The organism is Curtobacterium sp. AC272 (assembly GCF_979258155.1).
Genome location: NZ_OZ409838.1, coordinates 505,281 through 523,835 on the forward strand (window position 1 = coordinate 505,281; position 18,555 = coordinate 523,835).

Genomic DNA, 18,555 nt, shown 5'->3' on the forward strand with positions numbered 1-18,555 from the left:
ATCATGCTCCGTGCCGGCGGCGCCCGTGTAACGAGTTCGTAAACACTCCGGAGGACGAGGAGCAGGAGTTGGGGGATCGCCGGGTTCCCTCTATCGTTCACCGGAACGATTACAGGAGGGGCCACCCCGAATGCAGCCCATCGTCCCCGAACCCCGGAACGCCCGCGGCCCGAGCCGTCGAGCGCTCCTCACCGGCGCCGCCGGTCTGGCCGGCCTCGGCCTGCTCACCCTGACGGGGTGCAGCTCCGGCGCGAACGCCGGCACGCCCACCATCCCCGAGGCGGCGGCCACCGGCGTCGCCCGACGCGGCGGTCGCCTGCGCATCGCGCGCCCGGCCGCCTCGGCCGCCGAGACCCTCGACTCCGCCAGCTCCCTGTCGGCGTACGAGTACCTCGGCGCGCTCTACAACCGACTCGTCAAGCTCGACGAACAGGGCACCACCGTGCCCGACCTCGCCGAGGAGTGGTCCGCGAACGCCGACGGCACCGAGTGGACGTTCTCGCTCCGCCGTGGCGTCACCTTCCACGACGGCAGCCGCTTCACCGCGGACGACGCCATCGCGAGCATCCGGCACATCCTCGACGAGAAGACCGGCAGCCCGCAGGCCGGGGTCCTCGGCGAGGTGATGGACGCCGACTCGATGCGTGCGACCGACCCGTACACGCTGCGGTTCTCGCTGACCAAGCCGAACGCCGAGTTCCCGTCGCTGCTCACCGCGTACCAGTGCTACATCGTGCCGGCGGCCGCGATCGCCGACATCGGCCGCACCGGGATCGGGACGGGTCCGTTCCGGCTCTCCGCGTTCACCCCCGCCGGTGCCGGCAGTGTCGAGGCGTTCGAGGACCACTTCGCCGGGCGTCCCGCGCTGGACGGCATCGACTTCTACTCGATCCAGGACACCACCGCCCGGGTGAACGCGCTCCTCGCCGGCCAGATCGACCTGATCTCGCAGACGAACCTGGACTTCGCGACCGCTCGGGTGGTGTCCGCGTCCGACCGCGCCACCGTCGCCCGGTCGAAGAACGCCCAGTGGTACACGATCCCGATGCTCGCCACGAGCGACGAGTTCAGCGACCCGCGGGTCCGCCAGGCGATGAAGCTCGCCTACGACCCGCAGCAGATCGTCGACACCGCCCTGCAGGGCACCGGCTCGCCAGGGTGGGACAACCCCGTCCCGCCGCAGCTCGCCGCGTTCGTCGACGACCACCGCGAGTACGACCCGGACAAGGCGAAGGCGCTGCTCAAGCAGGCCGGTCACGAGGGGTTCCGGACCTCGATCTACACGTCGAGCTACGAGTCGGTCTTCACGCCGATGGCGGTCGCCTACCGCGACGCCGTCGCCGACGCGGGCATCCGCCTGACGGTCCGCAACGCGAGCTCGGACTCGTACTACACGCAGATCTGGATGCAGAAGCCGCTCATGGTGAGCTACTGGTTCACCGGCCGGCCGATCGACCAGCTCCTCAACCAGATCTTCCGCACGGGCTCGTCCTACAACGAGAGCGCGTGGTCGAACGAGACCTTCGACGGGCTGCTCGACGACGCCCGCGCCGAGATGGACGACGCCAAGCGGCTGACGCTCTACCAGGACGCCCAGCGGCTCGTGGTCGAGGACGGGGCCGACATGACCCCGATGTTCGGCGACCGGCTCGTGGGGCTGTCCCGCGACGTCGTGAACTACTCGGAGTACGGCTTCGAGTTCGACTACCTCCGGATCGGACTGCGCCGATGACGACCAGGAACACCCCGTCGGACGTCCTCGTCCCCGTCCTTCGCCGAGTAGGCATCGCCGTGCTCACGGTCGTGCTCGCCTCGCTCTTCGTGTTCCTGGCCGTGCAGGCACTGCCCGGCGACGTCGCGCAGCAGCTCCTCGGCCAGAACGCCACCCCGGGCGCCGTGAAGCAGCTCCGCGAGACCCTCGGCCTCGACCAGAACGTGTGGCTCCGCTACCTGCAGTGGCTCGGTGGCGCGGTGCACGGCGACTTCGGCACCTCGCTCGTCAGCGGCGAAGCCGTCGCGCCGACGCTGTTCACCGCCTTCCGGAACAGCATGCTCATCGCCGTGCCCGCCATGCTCGTCGGCGTCACGGTCTCACTGACGCTCGGCGTCCTCGCCGGGGTCCGTCGGGGTCGCCCGTCCGACAAGGTGATCTCGATCGTCAGCCTCGTCGTGATGAGCGTGCCCGAGTTCATGGTCGCGACCGTGCTCGTGCTGCTCTTCGCGATCGGCCTGCCGGTCTTCCCCGCCGTCGTGCTGCGGGGGAGCGACGCCACGGTCGGCGAACTCCTGCCGACGATCTGGCTGCCGATCATCGTGCTCACCCTGGCGATGGCCGCCTACATCGTGCGCACCGCCCGCTCCTCGACCATCGACGTGATGGCGTCCGAGTTCGTCACCACGGCGGAGCTCAAGGGCCTGACGATGCGTCGCGTGGTCTGGAAGCACGCGGTGCCGAGCGCGCTGCTGCCGACGCTGAACGTCGTCGCGCTCAACGTCGCCTGGCTGCTCGGCGGGGTCGTCGTCGTCGAGAACGTCTTCAACTACCCGGGCATGGGCAAGCTCATGCTCGAGTCGGTCTTCAACCGCGACCTGCCGACGATCGAGGCGATCGCGCTCCTGAGCGCCGTCATCTACGTCGTCTGCAACCTCGCCGCCGACCTCGTGGCGCTCGCCCTCGACCCGAAGCTGCGGACCCGCCAGCGGCGACCGCGCACGCGCACCCGCACGACGCGCAGCACCAGGAAGGCCGCCGCATGACCGCCACCGCCACCCGCCGCCCCGGACGCCTCGTCCTCGCCGGGGCCCTCGCGCCCCTGCGCGGCTCGACGGCGCTGAGCATCGGCCTCGGCCTCATCGCCCTGCACGTCGTGCTCGCCCTGCTCGCACCGGTCATCGCCGGGTACGACCCGGTGGCGACGAACGCCGGCGACGTCCTCGCCGGCCCGACCTGGACGCACTGGCTCGGCACCGACCAGTACGGCCGTGACGTGCTGTCGCGGACGCTCAACGGCGGCCGGTACGCCCTGCTCGTGACGTTCCTGGCCACGACGATCGCGGTCGCGGTCGGCACGGTGCTCGGCTGCATCACGGCGTACGCGGACAACTGGTTCGACGAGGCCGTCATGCGCGTCGTCGACGCCCTGCTCAGCGTGCCGTCGATCCTCGCCCTGCTCGTCGTCGTCACCGTCTTCGACGCCGGGCTCTGGGTCATCGTCCTCGCCGTCACCGTCGTCTACGCGCCCGCCGTGACCCGCGTCGTCCGCGGTGCCGCCCGCACCGTCATCACGCAGGACTACGTGACGGCCGCCCGGGCCCGGGGTGAACGCGCGCTGTCGATCGTGTTCCGCGAGATCCTGCCGAACGTCCTCGACGTGGTGCTCGTCGAGTACGCCATGCGGGCCTCGTGGATCGTGCTGCTCGTCGCGTCGCTGTCCTTCCTCGGCTTCGGCGCCAACCCACCGACGCCGGACTGGGGGCTGATGGTGCAGGAGAACCGAACGGCGCTGACCGTGGTGCCGCTCGGCACGCTCGCACCGATCGTCGCCCTGGCGACCCTGGTGATCGGGCTCAACCTCGCAGCCGACGGCCTGAGCAAGTCGCTCGGAGTCGACCGCGCCACGAAGGGAGTGAGCGCATGACGCACACCGACACCGCACCGGCCGCACCGGCGACCGCGACGGACCCCATCGTCCGCGTCGACGACCTCGCGATCTCCTACGCGGCCGGCAAGCGCCTGGTCCCCGTGGTGCGCGGCGTGTCCTTCGCGATCCAGCCGGGCGCACCCTCGGCCTCGTCGGGGAGTCCGGCAGCGGCAAGTCCACCGTCGCCCGGACCCTGCTCGCGCACCTCCGCGCGGGCTCGACGATCGTCGGCGGCTCGGTCCGCGTCGGCGGCGACGACGTGTTCGCGCTTTCGCCGTCCGGCCGCCGCGAGCTCCGCGGCGGCGTCGCCTCCGTCGTCGCGCAGAACGCCGGCCAGGCGCTCACCCCGTCGATGCGGGTCGGCGAGCAGATCCGCGAGGCCCTGCGCGCCCACCGCGAACCCGACGGCCCCGAGCGCGTCGCCGAGCTGGTCCGGTTGGTCCGGCTGCCAGACCCCGACGCGATCGTCCGCCGTTACCCGCACCAGCTCTCCGGCGGGCAGCAGCAGCGCATCGCCATCGCGATGGCCGTCGCCGCCCGCCCGCGCGTCCTGGTGCTCGACGAGCCCACGACCGCGCTCGACGTCGTCACCCAGGCTGCCGTCCTCGACCTGATCGCGGACCTCGGACGGCAGCTCGGCATGGCCGTCCTGCTCGTCAGCCACGACCTCGGGGTCGTCTCGGCGATGGCGGACGAGATCGCCGTCATGCGCGACGGCGAGATCGTCGAGCACGCCGCCACGGCGGCGCTCTTCGCCGCCCCGCAGCACGAGTACACGCGCGCCCTGCTGGCCGCGGTACCGGACGGGCGACGGCCTGGGCCCACGTCGCCGGTTCCGGATCGACGCGCCAGCGGCGAGACGGCCGTGCCGATGGGGGAGGGACGGATCGCGTGCCCGAGACGGCGACCGTCTCGTCGACGCTCGCCTCCACGGCCGGCCGAACCGTGCCTCCCGAACCGCTCGTCCGTCCCGTGGTGACCGCCGAGGACCTGGTGATCCGCTACGGACGCGGCCTACCGGCCGCCGTCGACGGCGTGTCCTTCACGATCGCGCCACGTGAGACGCTCGCGGTCGTGGGGAGTCCGGAAGCGGCAAGTCGACGCTCGCGACCGCCCTGGCCGGCCTGGTGCCGGCCGAGTCGGGCACGTTCGCGTTCGACGACGGGACCGTGAGCGGCGACCTGCGCGAGCCGATCGCCGGACGGTCCCCGGACCTCCGTCGTGCGGTGCAGCTCGTGTTCCAGAACGCCGACACGTCGCTCAACCCGCGGCGCACCGTGGGCGCGGCGATCGGGCGACCGCTCAAGCTGTTCACGGGCACGTCCTCGCGGCAGCGCGTCGGCGAGCTGCTCACCCAGGTCGGCCTCGGCCCGGAGTTCGCCGAGCGGCTGCCGGCACAGCTCTCCGGCGGGCAGCGGCAGCGCGTCGGCATCGCCCGGGCCCTCGCCGCCGAGCCGCGCCTGGTCATCGCCGACGAGATCACCACCGCGCTCGACGTGCAGGTGCAGGCCGGGATCCTCGCGCTCCTCGCCGACCTGCAGCGCTCGCGCGGGCTCAGTTGCCTGTTCATCAGCCACGACCTGGCCGTCGTCCGGGGCGTGGCCGACCGGGTCGCCGTGATGACCGGCGGCCGGATCGTCGAGATCGGACCGACCGAACGGGTCTTCACCGGCCCGAACCACCCGTACACGTCGACCCTGCTGGCCGCGACGCTCGAACCGGGCAGCACCGAGCTGCCCGACGTCGGCGACGGGGTACCGCGCTGGCGGCACACCGAGGGCTGGACCGACCACGGCGACGGCCACCGCACCCACAACTGGGAGGACGCATGAGCGACGGGACCACTCCCGCCACCTTCACCGCCATCGGCGTGCCGGACTCGCTGCCGGACGGCGTGACCGTCCGCGACGAGTGGATCCCGATGCCCGACGGCGTCCGGCTGCACACCCGGATCTGGTCACCGGCGTCGCCCGACGGGCCGGTACCGGTGCTGCTCGAGTACCTGCCGTACCGACTCGACGACTGGACCGCGCCGCGCGACTCCGAGCGGCACCCCTGGTACGCCCAGCACGGGTACGCCTCGGTCCGGGTCGACATCCGGGGCAGCGGCTCGTCGGACGGGTTCTTCGACGACGAGTACAGCGAGCAGGAGCTCCGCGACGGAGAGGCCGTGATCGCCTGGCTCGCCGAGCAGGAGTGGTCGACGGGCGCCGTCGGCATGTTCGGCATCTCGTGGGGTGGGTTCAACGCCCTGCAGCTGGCAGCGCGCGCGCCGCTGCCCTCAAGGCCATCGTCACGGTGTGCTCGACCGACGACCGGTACGACAACGACGTGCACTACGTCGGCGGAGCGGTGCTCGGCATCGACATGGCGGCATGGGGCGCGACGATGTTCGCGTTCAACTCGCGACCACCGCGGCCCGAGGTCGTCGGCACGGACTGGGTCGACCGGTGGCGCGAGCGGCTGGAGTCGAACCGCCCGATGACGCCGGTGTGGCTCGCGCACCAGGAGCGCGACGACTACTGGCGGCACGGCAGCGCCGCCGAGGACTACGGCACCATCGGCGCAGCGGTCCTCGCCGTCGGCGGCTGGGCGGACCCGTACCGCGACGCCGTGCTCCGACTGGTGTCGAAGGTGCAGTCCCCGGTCAAGGGCATCGTCGGACCGTGGTCGCACCAGTACCCGGACCGCGGTCTCGCACCCGGACCGTCGATCGGGTTCCTGCAAGAGACACTGCGCTGGTGGGACCGCTGGCTGCGCGGGATCGACACCGGCGTGGAGGAGGACCCCGCACTCCGCGCCTGGATCAACGAGGGCGAGGGCCCGGCGACGTACTACGCCTCGCGACGGGGCCGGTGGGTCGGCGCCGAGGCGTGGCCCTCGGCGGCGACGCACCGGCGCGCGCTGCCCCTCGCGACGCTTCGCGGTGGCGAGGACGGGCCGGTGGTTGTCCGGTCGCCGCAGCACACCGGCGCCGACGCCGGACGGTTCTTCCCGTTCGGCAACGCGACCGACCTGCCACCCGACCAGCGTGCCGAGGACGGCCGCTCCGTCTGCTTCGACCTGCCCGTCGGCAGGGCGTTCGACCTGCTCGGCAACGCACTCGTCACCCTGTCGGTCACGAGCGACCAGCCCCGCGCCACCCTGACGGTGCGGCTGTGCGACGTCGCGCCGGACGGCTCGTCGACCCTCGTGACGCGCGGGGTGCTCAACGCGGCGAAGCGGGACGGCATGGACCGGGCGGACCCGCTGGTCCCCGGCGAACCGGCGTCCCTGCCGGTGCAGCTCGTCGCGACCGGTCACCGGTTCGCCGCCGGGCACCGCCTGCGGATCGCGGTGTCGTCGTCGTACTGGCCCTGGGTCTGGCCGCACGGCACCGAGGCCACCGTCACGATCGACCCGACTGCGTCCGAGGTGTGCCTGCCGGTCTGGACGCGCGAGACCGACGACGACGTGCGCTTCGACGAACCCGAGCGGTCGACGCCGCTCGCGATCGAGCGCGTGGCACCGACCGAGCATCTGCCCCAGCGCGCCGTCACGCACGACGTCGAGACGGGAGTGGACCCTCGACGTCGACCCCGGGTACGGCGGCGGACGGGTCTACCCCGACGGGCTCGTCTTCAGCGAGGACGCCCGCGAGACGTACCGCATCCGGTCGGACGACCCGAACTCGGCCGTGGCGTCGTCGCGCTGGGCGATCGGCCTGGAGAAGCCGGAGTGGTCGGCACGACTCGAGACGTCCTCCGAGGTCACCGCCGACGCCGAGGCCTTCCACGTCGTGAACACCGTGCGGGCCTGGGCCCGTGACGGGGCGCGGACGTCCCCGAGGTGCTGGTCACCGAGCAGACCTTCGTCGACGACGTGCCGAGGACCTCGGCGTGACCGGGGCAGCGGGGGCTGCACCGGGGGCGGCGGCAGGGGCTGCACCGGGCGCCGCAGCGGGTGCGGCGCCGCGCGTCCGGCAGCGTCCCGAGGTCCGGCGCGCGATGATCGTCGCGGCCGCCCGTGCCGTGATCGTCCGGAACGGTGTCGGCGCGACGGGGCTGCGCGACATCGCCGCCGAGGCCGGTGTCTCCGTCGGCACCGTGACCTACCACTTCGGCAGCGTGGCGGAGATCCTCAACGAGGTCGTCGTGCTCGAGACGGAGCGCTTCTACGGGGCGATCGTCATCGCCGTCGACGCCGAGTCCGACCCCGTCGAGGCGCTGCGGATGCTCGTGGCGCCCCTGTTCGACGACACCGAACAGGTCCGGCAGCACTGGCGGATCTGGTCCGACTACTGGACCGCGGTCGCCCGTCGGCCCGAGGTGGCCGCCGAGTACGCCGAACGGATCCGCGTCTGGGAGGCCTGTCTGGTCCGCGTGATCCGCCGCGGGGCCGACGCCGGCACGTTCCCGGGCGGCGCCGGACCGATCGACCCGGACACCGTCGCCCTGAAGCTCGCGGCCTACAGCGACGGGGTCGCGACGCAGATCGCCCAGGGCGTTCCGGGGCTCACGCACACCGTCGCGCTGTCGTGGATGTGGACGTTCCTGGCGCACGAACTCGGTGTGCCGGCTGTGGAGATCGCCGGAACCGGCCAGCAGGCCTTGTGATGAGGTAAGGCTTGCCCTACCGTTGCAGCATGGCACGGACCCGGCGACAGCCCAGCGAACGCATCCTCATCGCCGGCGGCGTCGAGGACCTGCCGGAGATCCGCCGTCAGCTCGAAGACCTGCCGGAGAACGCGTACGGACAGGTCTTCGTCGAGGTCGCGCTCGACGAGCAGGTCCGCATCCTGCCCGCACCGCCCCGCGTGACCGTGACGTGGCTGGTCCGTAGCGCCCGCACCTCGGCGGTGTCGCCACTCGTCTTCGCCGACCACGGCGAGGCCCTCGCACACGCCCTGACCGGCTGGGCGACCGAGTGGTGCGTCGCCGACTGCGAGCCGCGCACGAGCGTCTGGATCGGGTGCACCGACAGCCCCTGGGTCGAGCGCGCGCGTTCCGCCGTCCAGATCGAGCTGAGCGACGCCGGCTTCGACACGCTCGTCGGCTGACGGTAAGGGCAGCCTCCGCTTCCTTGCGGCATACAAGAGAAGCGGGCATGGTTGTGTCCATCGGCAGCACCGAACTGGTCAGGACAGGCCCAGCGATCCGGTGTAACCACGACGCAGGAGGTTCAGACATGACCACGACCACCACCAGCACCACGACCACCACGTCCCCGTTCTCGACGACGCCGGAGCTCGCCGCCGGAGTGGCACAGTTCCTCGCCCCCGTCGTGATCGACCTCGAGGCACTCGTCGTCAACGGCAAGCAGGCGCACTGGCACGTCCGTGGCCGCAACTTCGTCGGTGTGCACGAGCTCCTCGACGACATCGTCGAGCACGCCCAGGCGTACGCCGACACCGCCGCGGAGCGCATCGTCGCCCTCGGCCTGCCGGTCGACTCGCGCATCGCGACCGTCGCCGCCAACACGACGCTGCCGCCGCTGTCGCAGGGCTTCCAGAACTCCGACGTCACCATCACCGAGGTCATCGCCCAGATCGACGCGGCCCTGCTGCAGGTCCGTCGCGCCGTCGAGGGCCTCGACGAGGTCGACCTCAACAGCCAGGACGTCGTCATCGAGATCGAGCGCGGTCTGACGAAGGACCGTTGGTTCCTGCAGGCGCACCTCGCCGCCTGAGTCGCGACCACCCCCGGACGGGAGGCCCGGTGCCAGCTGGCACCGGGCCTCCCGTCCGTCTGTCGTCGCGTCTGCCCACCGCGACCCGCGTCGACCCCGTGCGCGACTGGGCGCGGCTGGGCGACACGCCGCCGGCGCTACGCCGAGGTTCCACGAACCGACGTTCCGGCGCGCCAGATGTGCAGATCTCGGAACCTCGGGGGACGTGAGCGGCGCGGCGGGCGCGTCGGGCGCGTCGGGGGCACCACGTTCACCTGGCCGACGCCGCCGGTTCACCCGCCTGTACCTCCGCACAGGCCATCCTCGGATGGCACCCGTTCGGGGCACACGACGAGGGGAACCGACATGGAACACCACACTCCGAGACGCCGCGGCCGCGCGGCGTTGACACTCGGCGCCGTCCTGATCGCCGGCGCGATCGCACTGCCCGGCACCGCCGAGGCCGTCGGGCAGCTCGCGCTCGATCAGCACGGCGGCGCACAGCGCGCCGCCGGCGACCAGACCCGGTCGGTCCAGCAGGCCATCGAGCGAGCCGGCGCGAAGAACGTCATCCTGCTCATCGGCGACGGGATGGGCGACTCCGAGGTCACCATCGCGCGCAACTACCAGTACGGCGCCGCGGGCCGGCTGCCGGGCCTCGACGCGCTTCCGCTGACGGGCTCGTACACGACCTACTCGCTCACCAAGGACGGTGCGGACAAGGGCAAGCCGGACTACGTCACCGACTCCGCGGCCTCGGGCAGCGCCTGGGCGACCGGCACCAAGACCTACGACGGCGCCATCTCCGTCGACCTGGACGGCGCGCCGCAGCAGACGCTCCTGGAACTCGCGAAGGCGAACGGCCTCCGGACCGGCAACGTCTCGACCGCCGAGATCCAGGACGCCACCCCGGCCGTCCAGGTCGCGCACGTCGGCGCCCGCTCCTGCTACGGACCGGACACCGCCTCGTGCGGCACCGACGCCCTGCAGAACGGTGGCCTCGGCTCGATCAGCGAGCAGCTGCTCGGCGCACGCCCCGACGTCACCCTCGGCGGCGGCTCGGCGAGCTTCTCGCAGACCGCCAAGGCCGGTCAGTGGCAGGGGGAGACGCTGTTCGACCAGGCAGCCGACCGCGGGTACCAGGTCGTCTCCGACGCAGCCGGTCTCACCGGGGTGCGCCGGGCCGACCAGGCGAAGCCGCTGCTCGGGCTGTTCACGCCCGGCAACTTCCCGACCCGGTACGCACCCACGACGGCCACCGTCGGCGGGGCCGACCAGGCACCCGTGACCTGCCAGGCGAACCCGGCGCGGTTGTCGACCGACCTGTCGCTGCAGTCGCTGACGGACAAGTCGATCGCCCTGCTGGACCGCGACCGCAGCAAGCACGGCAAGGGCTTCTTCCTGCAGGTCGAGGGCGCGAGCATCGACAAGCAGGACCACGCGGCCGACGCCTGCGGCCAGATCGGTGAGACGATCGACTTCGACGAAGCGGTGCAGTCCGCGCTCGCGTTCGCGAAGCGGGACGGCAACACCCTCGTCATCGCGACGGCGGACCACGCCCACTCGAGCCAGATCGTCGACGGCACGCCGCCGACCTCGCTGTCCACCGCCCTGCGCACCGCCGACGGTGCCACGATGAAGGTCTCCTACGGCACGGCAGGTGCCGGCTCGTCCCAGCAGCACACCGGAACCCAGGTCCGGATCGCGGCCTACGGTCCCGGGGCGGCGAACGTGGTCGGCCTGACCGACCAGACCGACACGTTCTTCACCGTCTCGGAGGGGCTGCGGTTGAACGACGACCTCGCCGCGCTGAGCCGTGGTGCCCGGGTCGAGCTGTCCGATCGTTCGCCGCACCGCGGTGAGCGGGTCACCCTGACGGGCAGCCGGTTCGCCGGAGACCGCCAGGTCCGGGTGCGCGTCGGAGGTGCTGACCTCGGCACGGTGGACGTCGTGGACGGCACGGCTGCCACCCGGTGGCGAGCCGAACGGGGCACCACGACGGTGACGTTCACCGGCGTGCAGTCCGGCACCGAGGCGACGGTGCGGGTGCGCGTGCGCTGATCGGAGCGTGCCGCGCGGCACGAGGTCGGGCGGCGCGAGGTCGGGCGGCGCGAGGTCGGGCGGCGCGAGGTCGCCCGGCGCGAGGTCGCCCGACACGCCGCCGGGTCGCCGCCGAGGTTCCGCGGATGCGCATCTGAGCACGCCAGGTGCGCAGATCTCGGAACCTCGGCGGACGTGAGCGGTGCGGCGGGGCGCCGGGAGCGCGGCGCGTCAGGCGGACGGGCGGACCAGGCCGGCCTCGTACGCCAGCACCACGGCGTGCACCCGGTCGCGCAACTGCAACTTCGCCAGCACCCGGCCCACGTGGGTCTTGACGGTCTGCTCAGCGATGAACAGGTCGCCCGCGATCTCGCCGTTCGACCGCCCGCGCGCCATGAGCAGGAACACGTCGCGCTCCCGGTCGGTCAGGACGTCGAGCACCTCGGTGCGCGGAGCGGCGGTGACCGGTCCGGCGACGAACGCCTCGACCAGGTGCCGGGTCACGCGCGGCGCGAGCAGTGCCTCGCCCGCGGCCACCGTGCGCACCGCCGCGACGAGCTCGTCGGCGCTCGCGTCCTTGAGCAGGAAGCCGCTCGCCCCGGCCCGCAGGGCGTCGAACACGTAGTCGTCGATGTCGAACGTCGTCAGCATGACCACGCGGACGGGTCGGTCCGTCGGCGCCGCGGTGATCCGTCGGGTCGCCTCGATCCCGTCGAGTTCCGGCATCCGGACGTCCATCAGGATCACGTCCGGTTGCAGCCGGATCGCCGCGACCACCGCCTCGGCACCGTTCGCGGCCTCGCCGACGACCTCGACGTCGTCCTGGGCCTGGAGGATCGCCCGCAGTCCCATGCGGAACATCTGCTGGTCGTCCACCACCATCACCCGCGTCATCGGCTTCCCCGTCGGCTGCCGGCACGCGGACGGGCAGGGTCACCACGACCGCGAAGCCCCCGTCCGCCACGGGGCCGTGCTCGATCATGCCGTCGAGCGCCGTCACCCGCTCGCGCATCCCGGCCAGGCCGAAGCCACCGTCGTCGGGTGGTGCGGCCGGCACGGTGCCAGCGGGTGGAGCGGTGTTGGCGACCTCGACCCGGAGACGCGTGTCGAGCCTCCTGACCGTCACGACGGTGGACGCGCCGGGCGCGTGCCGGGCGACGTTGCCGAGCGCCTCCTGCACGACCCGGTAGACGGTGAGCTGTGCGAGCCGGTCGACGTCGTCGGCGACGTCGACGTCGAGCTCCACGGGCATGCCGGCGGCGCGCGTGGCCTGCACGAGCGCGGGCAGGTCGGCGAGGTCCGGCTGCGGCGCGCGTTCGGCGGCGGTGTCCCCGCGCAGGGTGCCGAGCAGCTGGCGCATCTCGCGCAGCGCCGTGCGGGAGGTCTCGGCGATCGCGGCGAACTCGGCGCGGGCCTCCTGCGGCAGGTCGGCCACCCGGTACGGGGCCGACTCCGCCTGCATGTGCACGACGGACATGCTGTGCGCGACGACGTCGTGCAGCTCGCGGGCGATCCGGGAGCGCTCCTCGACCGTACGGCGCCGGGCCTGCTCGAGCTCGGCGTCGCGGCGGGCGGCGACGAGCTCCTGGCGGATGCTGCGGCGCTGCCCGATGACGACGGCGGCCGCGGCGACCAGGAGTGTGTCGCCGGCGGACACGACGAAGCTCGTCGCCCACACGGCGGGCTGGTCCCAGCGGCCCGGCGTCACGGCGACGAGCAGCAGGGGGAGCACGGCGGCGACGGCCCACACGATCGCGGTCAGCCGCCACGTCGAGCGGACCCCGAGCACGACGAGCAGGACGCTCAGGCCGATGATGCCGGTGACCGGGATCGGCCACGGGCTCGTCTCGACCGGGGCGGTGAGCAGGCTGAGCGCGACGAGTCCGACCAGGTGGGCGGCGGCGGCGGTGCGGGGGACGAACGGGGCGATGCCGATGCTGACCGCGAGCACCGCCGACACGAGCAGGGAGAGCGGGACGGCGACGGCGTAGTACACCGAGGTCACCGGGGCGGCGACGCTGAACAGGGACACCACCGCGACCACGAGTGCGATCCGGGTCGCCAGCGGCAGCCAGGTCGGTCGCGGGCGGAGCAGGGCGGTGGTCACGGTCGGACGATCTCTCCGGTGGGGACGATGCGGGGTGTGGCGGACGGGGCGTGCGCGACGGGTGCTGTGCTCGCGGTCGGCACGTCGGTCGCGGACACGTCGGTCGTGGGCACGCCGGTCGTGGGTGCGATCGCGGCGGCCGCTCGGACGGCACGGGCATCGCGCCTGCGGCTGATGCTACCGATGACCCGGTCGACCGCGATGCCGAGGCCGCCCGCGACCACCATCGACACCAGGGCGGCGACGAGCGGCTCGTGCAGCACCTGCGATGCTGCCAGGGCGATCCCGACCGAGGTCGCGGACCACGCCGTCCCCGCGATCGCACTGATGGCGAGGAAGCGTCGGTACGGCAGTCGTGTCGCGCCGGCGGTCGTGTTCACCGCGACCCGGCCGACGGGGATGTAGCGGCCGACCAAGATCAGGCTCGCGGACCGGCGCTGCATCTGCCGTTCGGCGAACGCGAACGCCGCGGCGATCCGCGGCCGTCGCGACTGCGCCAGGCGGGCGAGTCCGATCCGGCGGCCGATCCAGTACGCCACCGAGTCACCCGCGATCGCCCCCACGGCAGCGGCCACCAGGACCCCGGCCAGGACGGGCTGGCCGGACGTCGCGGCGATCGCGGCGACGGCGACCAGCGCCGACTCGCTCGGGACCGGCGGGAAGAAGCCGTCGACGAAGCACAGGGCGACGAGCACGACGTAGACCAGCGGACTCGCGGCCAACTCGACGACGAACGGGGTGATCTGGTCGAACACGGCGACGCTCCCTCCGCCGACGGACCTCGTCGACGGGTTCGACGCTACGGAGCGCCGGGAGCGCTGCCATCCCGCCGGGGTCTCGACGACCCCTACTGCGGTATGACCTTTCCGTCGGTGGTCCCCTCGGGGTCCGACCCGGCCGACGCGGCGGCTGGCACCGCGGACCCGGCCGACGCCGCGGGTGGCTTCGCGGACCCGGCCGACCCGGCCGACCCGGCCGCGGCTTCGCGGATGCGTCGGACCACGGCCGTCGTGGAGTGCTCGGGGACGTAGTCGACCATGACCACCTCGCCGCCGTACCCGCGCACGACCGCCGTCTCGCGGAGCATCTCGGGCGAGTAGTCGCCGCCCTTGACGTAGACCTCGGGGCGCAGCCGTTCGATGAGCGGGATCGGGGTGTCGGTCGCGAAGACCGTCACCAGGTCGACGCAGGCGAGGGCGGCGATCACCCCGGCGCGGTCCTCGGCCGGGTTGATCGGGCGTTCCGGGCCCTTCAGCCGCCGCACCGAGTCGTCGTCGTTCAACGCGACGACGAGCAGGTCGCCGTGGTCCCGGGCCTGGCGCAGGTACGTCGTGTGCCCACGGTGCACGACGTCGAAGCAGCCGTTCGTGAACACCACGCGACGACCGACCTGACGGGCCCGTTCGACGGCGGCCGCGAGTTCGTCGTGGTCGACGACGGTCGCGGCCGGCGCCGTCACCGAGTCGAGCAACGCGGCGGCGCTGCAGACCGACGTACCGGCTTCGCGGACGACGACGTCGGCGGCGGCCTGTGCCACGGACACGGCATCACGGACGGACGCGTCGACCGCGAGCGCCACCGTCGCGGCGGCGCAGAACGTGTCCCCGGCTCCGGACGCCTGCTGCTCCGAGGCCGGCACCGCACGGGTGCGGAAACCCTCGTCCGTGCTGCGCTCGAGCAGCACGGTGCCGTCGCGGTCGAGCGTGACGACGGCCGCGCGGGCACCGGTCCGGGCGAGGACGTCGGCCCGTGCGCCCAGGACGGCGGCCACCCGGTCGGCGCCGGTCCCGAGGTCGCGTCCGAGCAGTGCTGCGGCCTCGCCGGCGTTGGGTGTGACGAGGTCGGGTCGCAACGAGGCCCAGCGGGGCAGGTCGTGCGCGTCGACGACGATGGACCCGGGGCGGTCGCGGTCGAGTACCGGGACGACGTCCTCGGCACGGACGCCGAGTCCGTAGTCGCAGACGACCGCGGCGTCGGCGCACCGGACCGCTCGGGCGACGGCGCGTGCCAGCCGTTCGTTGTGGTCGGCGGTCGGGGTTCCGGCCAGGTCGTCGACCCGGACCACGACCCGGTCGCCACCGACCACGCGGGACTTGGTGGTGGTGCGCGCTCCGGCGATCTCGACCAGGAACGCGGTGTCGACGCCCGCGGTCTCGAGCCGTTCGCGCAGGACGCCACCGGCCTCGTCGTCGCCGATGAGTCCGACGAGCCGGACCCGGGCGCCGAGCGCGCGGGCGTTCACCGCGGTGTTCGCGGCGCCACCGGGCACCGCGATCGTCTCGGTGACCCGGACGACGGGTGCAGGGGCCTCGCGCGAGACCCGCTCGGCCTCGCCCACGGTCCACCGGTCGAGGATGCAGTCGCCGATCACGACGACGAGCGGTTCGCGGTCGTCGATCGTGGCGACCAGGTCGCGGACGAGCCGGACGTCGACGCTCATCGTGTGCCGCCGGCGGTGCGTGCGGGGGCGGGCTCGAGGTGCACGACCGTGGTCGTGGTCATCTCGTCGAGCAGGTGCGGGCCGTACCCGAAACCCGCTCCGGAGGCACCTCGCGGCTGGGCACTGCCGCCCGGCGCACCACCGAACACCGCGTTGACCTTCACGGTGCCGACCGGCAGCTCCGCGGCGGCGCGCAGGGCGTGACCGGTGTCGTTCGTCAGGACGGTGGCGGCCAGGCCGTACCGGTCGGCGGCCGCGAGCCGCAGCCCCTCGTCGAAGTCGGCCACGACGCGGACCGGCGCGATCGGCCCGAAGGTCTCCTCGGTCATCACGAGCATGTCGTCGGTGCACCCGGTGAGCACGGTCGCCGCGTAGAAGGATCCGACGCCGTCCGGGGTGACCCCACCGGTCCGCGCCGAGGCACCGCGCTGCAGGGCGTCGTCGACGTGCGCCTGCACGGTGCTGCGCAGCCGGTCGTCGACCAGCGGACCGTAGGTCGACGCGGGTGCGGCGGTGCGGCGCTCCGCCTCGGCCACGAGGGCGGCGACGAAGGGCTCGGCGACGTCACGGTGCACGTAGACGCGCTCGACGCTGGTGCAGATCTGCCCGGTGTTCGCGAACGCGCCGAGCGCCACCTGGGCGGCCGCCCACGCCGGGTCGACGTCGGCATCGACGACGACCGCGTCGTTCCCGCCGTTCTCACGGACCACGTGGGCACGCGTCACGACGGCGACCTCGGACAGCCGGTCACCGGTCGCGGTGGACCCGACGTGCGCGTACACGTCGATGCGATCCTGGGCGAGCAACAGCTCGCCGGTCGAGCCGTCCCCGTCCACGCCGACGAGCACGCCGTCGGGCAGGACCTCGGCGAGCAGGGCGTTCAGGCGCGCGATGGTGGCGGGGGACCGCTCGCTGCCCTTGTGCACCACGGTGTTGCCGGTGACGATCGCGGCACCGAGGATGCCGCACGCCACGGCGACCGGGTCGTTCCACGGCGTCAGGGCGAGCACGACGCCGCGGGGGTGCGGGACGGCCCAGTCGGCGGCCCCGAACTGCCCGCGCAGGGCCTCGCCGCGGTGCACCGGTCCGAGCTCGGCGTACTGCACGAGCGTCCCCACGCCCGCCTCGACCCCACCGAGTGCGTCACCCGGCACCTTGCCGGTCTCGCGGGTGTTCAGGTCGGCGAGCTCCTGGGCGTGTGCGCGCACGTGCTCGGCCGCCGCGTGCAGCAGCGCGCCGCGCTCGGCGGGTGCGGTGCGCGCCCAGGGGCCGGCAGCTGCCCGGGCGCGGGCGACCGCATCGCGGACCTCGGCTTCGGAGGCCCGTGGCACGGTCGACGCGACCGTCCCGTCGACGGGGTCGGTCACCACCAGGTCCGTGGCGGCGTCGGCAGCTGCGGGTGCGATCGTCATGGTGTCCTTCCGGAGGGCGTACGGGGGTCAGACGGTGCTCGGACACCGCTGTGTGCCGACTCGACTCCGCGCTTCGTGTCCATCGGTGGCCGTCCGTCGCCCGGTGCTGGACGTCCCACCGGCATCCGACCGGTAGACGAGAGGCGTGCAGCAGATCGGTGTGGGCGGAGAACGGTTCGACGGCGTGACCGAGATCGCGGTGCTCCGCGGCGGGGGCCTCGGCGACCTGATGTTCGCCGTGCCCGCCCTCGAGGCCCTTGCCGCCGCATACCCGGATGCGCGCATCACGCTCCTCGGCACGCCCGCCGCGGCAGCGGTCCTGAGCGGCCGGACCGACGCCGTGCACGCCTTCGAGGAACTCCCGGTCGCACCGGGCGTCCGCGATACCGGCGACGACGCTCCTGACGCCGAGGACTTCTTCGCGCGGCTGTCCGGCCGGTTCGACCTCGCGGTGCAGCTGCACGGTGGGGGCCGCAACTCGAACCCGTTCCTGCTCCGGCTCGGCGCCCGGCACACCGTCGGCACCGCGACCGAGGACGCCGAGGTCCTCGAGCGCTGGGTGCGCTACGTGTACTACCAGCACGAGGTCCTGCGTGCCCTCGAGGTCGTGTCGCTCGCGGGTGCCGCCCCCGTCACGCTCGATCCGCGGGTGCGCGTGTCCGACGACGAGCGGGCGGCGGTCCGCGAGCGGCTCGGCGTCGCCGGGGACGGCACCCGGCTCCTGGCGATCCACCCCGGGGCGACGGACCCGCGCCGCCGATGGAGCCCGTCGCGCTTCGCCGATGTCGCCCGTGTCCGGCTCGCAGCCGGGGACGACGTGGTGCTCGTCGGCGACGCGTCCGACGTGCCGGCGTCGACCGCCATCGTCGAGGCGCTGCCCGCCGACCTCGCCGGACGCGTGCACGACCTGACCGGTGCCGTGCCGCTCCGCGAGCTCCCCGCCGTGCTCGCCGCCGCCGACGTCATGGTCGGTGACGACTCCGGCCCGCGGCACCTGGCGGTCGCCGTCGGGACGCCCACCGTCGGCGTGTTCTGGTTCGGCAACGTCGTCAACGCCGGGCCGTTCGACCGCGGGCGCCACCGCGTGCACCTGTCCTACGTCACACGCTGCCCGGTCTGCGGGATCGACGTCACGCAGGTGGGGTGGACGGCCGAGCGCTGCGCGCACGACCCGTCCTACGTCGACGAGGTCGACCCGCAGCAGGTCCTCGACGACGTCGCCGACCTGCTCCGCACCGTCTGACCGCAGCGCTCTGGTCCCGCCCGGTT

The 18,555-nt window shown here is 73.2% G+C and carries 15 protein-coding genes and 2 pseudogenes; 12 read left to right on the forward strand and 5 right to left on the reverse strand.

Annotated features, from left to right (window positions below; translation table 11 throughout):
* Positions 1-130: 130 nt before the first annotated feature.
* The 11 genes and pseudogenes from ACZZ0J_RS02590 to phoA all read left to right on the forward strand — a co-directional run bounded on the left by ACZZ0J_RS02590 (position 131) and on the right by phoA (position 11,348).
* Positions 131-1,732 (forward strand): ABC transporter substrate-binding protein, encoded by a 1,602-nt coding sequence (locus ACZZ0J_RS02590; protein WP_214546761.1) that lies wholly within the window; start codon positions 131-133, stop codon positions 1,730-1,732.
* Positions 1,729-2,757, forward strand: a complete 1,029-nt coding sequence (locus ACZZ0J_RS02595) for an ABC transporter permease (protein WP_463434636.1) — start codon at positions 1,729-1,731, stop codon at positions 2,755-2,757. The genes ACZZ0J_RS02590 and ACZZ0J_RS02595 overlap by 4 nt, the downstream gene beginning before the upstream one ends.
* Positions 2,754-3,638 (forward strand): ABC transporter permease, encoded by an 885-nt coding sequence (locus tag ACZZ0J_RS02600; protein ID WP_463434638.1) that lies wholly within the window; start codon positions 2,754-2,756, stop codon positions 3,636-3,638. The genes ACZZ0J_RS02595 and ACZZ0J_RS02600 overlap by 4 nt, the downstream gene beginning before the upstream one ends.
* Positions 3,639-3,831: 193 nt before the next feature.
* Positions 3,832-4,155 (forward strand): annotated as a pseudogene (locus ACZZ0J_RS02605) (ATP-binding cassette domain-containing protein); the annotation flags it as partial.
* A gap of 9 nt (positions 4,156-4,164) precedes the next feature.
* A complete protein-coding gene (locus ACZZ0J_RS02610) occupies positions 4,165-4,620 on the forward strand; it encodes a hypothetical protein (protein WP_463438128.1) in 456 nt (151 codons plus the stop codon).
* Between the two features lie 148 nt (positions 4,621-4,768).
* Complete coding sequence (locus ACZZ0J_RS02615) at positions 4,769-5,473, forward strand: ABC transporter ATP-binding protein (protein ID WP_463434640.1); 705 nt, start codon at positions 4,769-4,771, stop codon at positions 5,471-5,473.
* 79 nt (positions 5,474-5,552) lie between these two features.
* Positions 5,553-7,448: a CocE/NonD family hydrolase gene (locus ACZZ0J_RS02620; protein ID WP_463434642.1), complete on the forward strand. Its 1,896-nt coding sequence runs from the start codon at positions 5,553-5,555 to the stop codon at positions 7,446-7,448.
* 71 nt (positions 7,449-7,519) lie between these two features.
* Positions 7,520-8,236 (forward strand): TetR/AcrR family transcriptional regulator, encoded by a 717-nt coding sequence (locus tag ACZZ0J_RS02625; protein WP_463434644.1) that lies wholly within the window; start codon positions 7,520-7,522, stop codon positions 8,234-8,236.
* A gap of 29 nt (positions 8,237-8,265) precedes the next feature.
* Positions 8,266-8,679, forward strand: a complete 414-nt coding sequence (locus ACZZ0J_RS02630; RefSeq protein WP_463434646.1) for an SIP domain-containing protein — start codon at positions 8,266-8,268, stop codon at positions 8,677-8,679.
* A gap of 128 nt (positions 8,680-8,807) precedes the next feature.
* Positions 8,808-9,308 carry a Dps family protein gene (locus ACZZ0J_RS02635; protein ID WP_111084072.1) on the forward strand — a complete coding sequence of 167 codons (501 nt, stop codon included), beginning with the start codon at positions 8,808-8,810 and terminating at the stop codon, positions 9,306-9,308.
* A gap of 345 nt (positions 9,309-9,653) precedes the next feature.
* Complete coding sequence (gene phoA, locus ACZZ0J_RS02640) at positions 9,654-11,348, forward strand: alkaline phosphatase (protein WP_463434650.1); 1,695 nt, start codon at positions 9,654-9,656, stop codon at positions 11,346-11,348.
* 210 nt (positions 11,349-11,558) lie between these two features.
* On the opposite strand, the gene ACZZ0J_RS02645 is transcribed toward phoA, so the two are convergent.
* The 5 genes and pseudogenes from ACZZ0J_RS02645 to ACZZ0J_RS02665 form a co-directional block, all read right to left on the reverse strand.
* Positions 11,559-12,221: a response regulator gene (locus ACZZ0J_RS02645; RefSeq protein WP_123292794.1), complete on the reverse strand. Its 663-nt coding sequence runs from the start codon at positions 12,219-12,221 to the stop codon at positions 11,559-11,561.
* A gap of 37 nt (positions 12,222-12,258) precedes the next feature.
* A pseudogene (locus ACZZ0J_RS02650) lies at positions 12,259-13,434 on the reverse strand (sensor histidine kinase); the annotation flags it as partial.
* A complete protein-coding gene (locus ACZZ0J_RS02655; protein WP_463434652.1) occupies positions 13,431-14,189 on the reverse strand; it encodes a DedA family protein in 759 nt (252 codons plus the stop codon). The pseudogene ACZZ0J_RS02650 and the gene ACZZ0J_RS02655, both read right to left, overlap by 4 nt.
* 92 nt (positions 14,190-14,281) lie before the next feature.
* The gene (rfaE2, locus tag ACZZ0J_RS02660; protein WP_463434654.1) at positions 14,282-15,874 is read right to left on the reverse strand and encodes a D-glycero-beta-D-manno-heptose 1-phosphate adenylyltransferase; all 1,593 of its coding nucleotides are present in this window, start codon (positions 15,872-15,874) and stop codon (positions 14,282-14,284) included.
* Complete coding sequence (locus ACZZ0J_RS02665) at positions 15,871-17,286, reverse strand: aldehyde dehydrogenase family protein (RefSeq protein ID WP_463434656.1); 1,416 nt, start codon at positions 17,284-17,286, stop codon at positions 15,871-15,873. Before ACZZ0J_RS02665 ends, rfaE2 begins: the two co-directional genes overlap by 4 nt.
* A gap of 145 nt (positions 17,287-17,431) precedes the next feature.
* On the opposite strand from ACZZ0J_RS02665, the gene ACZZ0J_RS02670 reads away from it, so the two are divergent.
* A complete protein-coding gene (locus ACZZ0J_RS02670; RefSeq protein WP_463434658.1) occupies positions 17,432-18,529 on the forward strand; it encodes a glycosyltransferase family 9 protein in 1,098 nt (365 codons plus the stop codon).
* Positions 18,530-18,555: the final 26 nt, after the last annotated feature.

Excerpts from the sequence above, each read along its gene's own strand:
- ACZZ0J_RS02590 (WP_214546761.1), top strand. The coding sequence starts at position 131 with ATGCAGCCCATCGTCCCCGAACCCCGGAACGCCCGCGGCCCGAGCCGT.
- ACZZ0J_RS02595 (WP_463434636.1), top strand. The coding sequence starts at position 1,729 with ATGACGACCAGGAACACCCCGTCGGACGTCCTCGTCCCCGTCCTTCGC.
- ACZZ0J_RS02600 (WP_463434638.1), top strand. The coding sequence starts at position 2,754 with ATGACCGCCACCGCCACCCGCCGCCCCGGACGCCTCGTCCTCGCCGGG.
- ACZZ0J_RS02610 (WP_463438128.1), top strand. The coding sequence starts at position 4,165 with ATGGCCGTCGCCGCCCGCCCGCGCGTCCTGGTGCTCGACGAGCCCACG.
- ACZZ0J_RS02630 (WP_463434646.1), top strand. The coding sequence starts at position 8,266 with ATGGCACGGACCCGGCGACAGCCCAGCGAACGCATCCTCATCGCCGGC.
- ACZZ0J_RS02635 (WP_111084072.1), top strand. The coding sequence starts at position 8,808 with ATGACCACGACCACCACCAGCACCACGACCACCACGTCCCCGTTCTCG.
- phoA (WP_463434650.1), top strand. The coding sequence starts at position 9,654 with ATGGAACACCACACTCCGAGACGCCGCGGCCGCGCGGCGTTGACACTC.
- ACZZ0J_RS02645 (WP_123292794.1), bottom strand. The coding sequence starts at position 12,221 with ATGACGCGGGTGATGGTGGTGGACGACCAGCAGATGTTCCGCATGGGA.
- rfaE2 (WP_463434654.1), bottom strand. The coding sequence starts at position 15,874 with ATGAGCGTCGACGTCCGGCTCGTCCGCGACCTGGTCGCCACGATCGAC.
- ACZZ0J_RS02665 (WP_463434656.1), bottom strand. The coding sequence starts at position 17,286 with ATGACGATCGCACCCGCAGCTGCCGACGCCGCCACGGACCTGGTGGTG.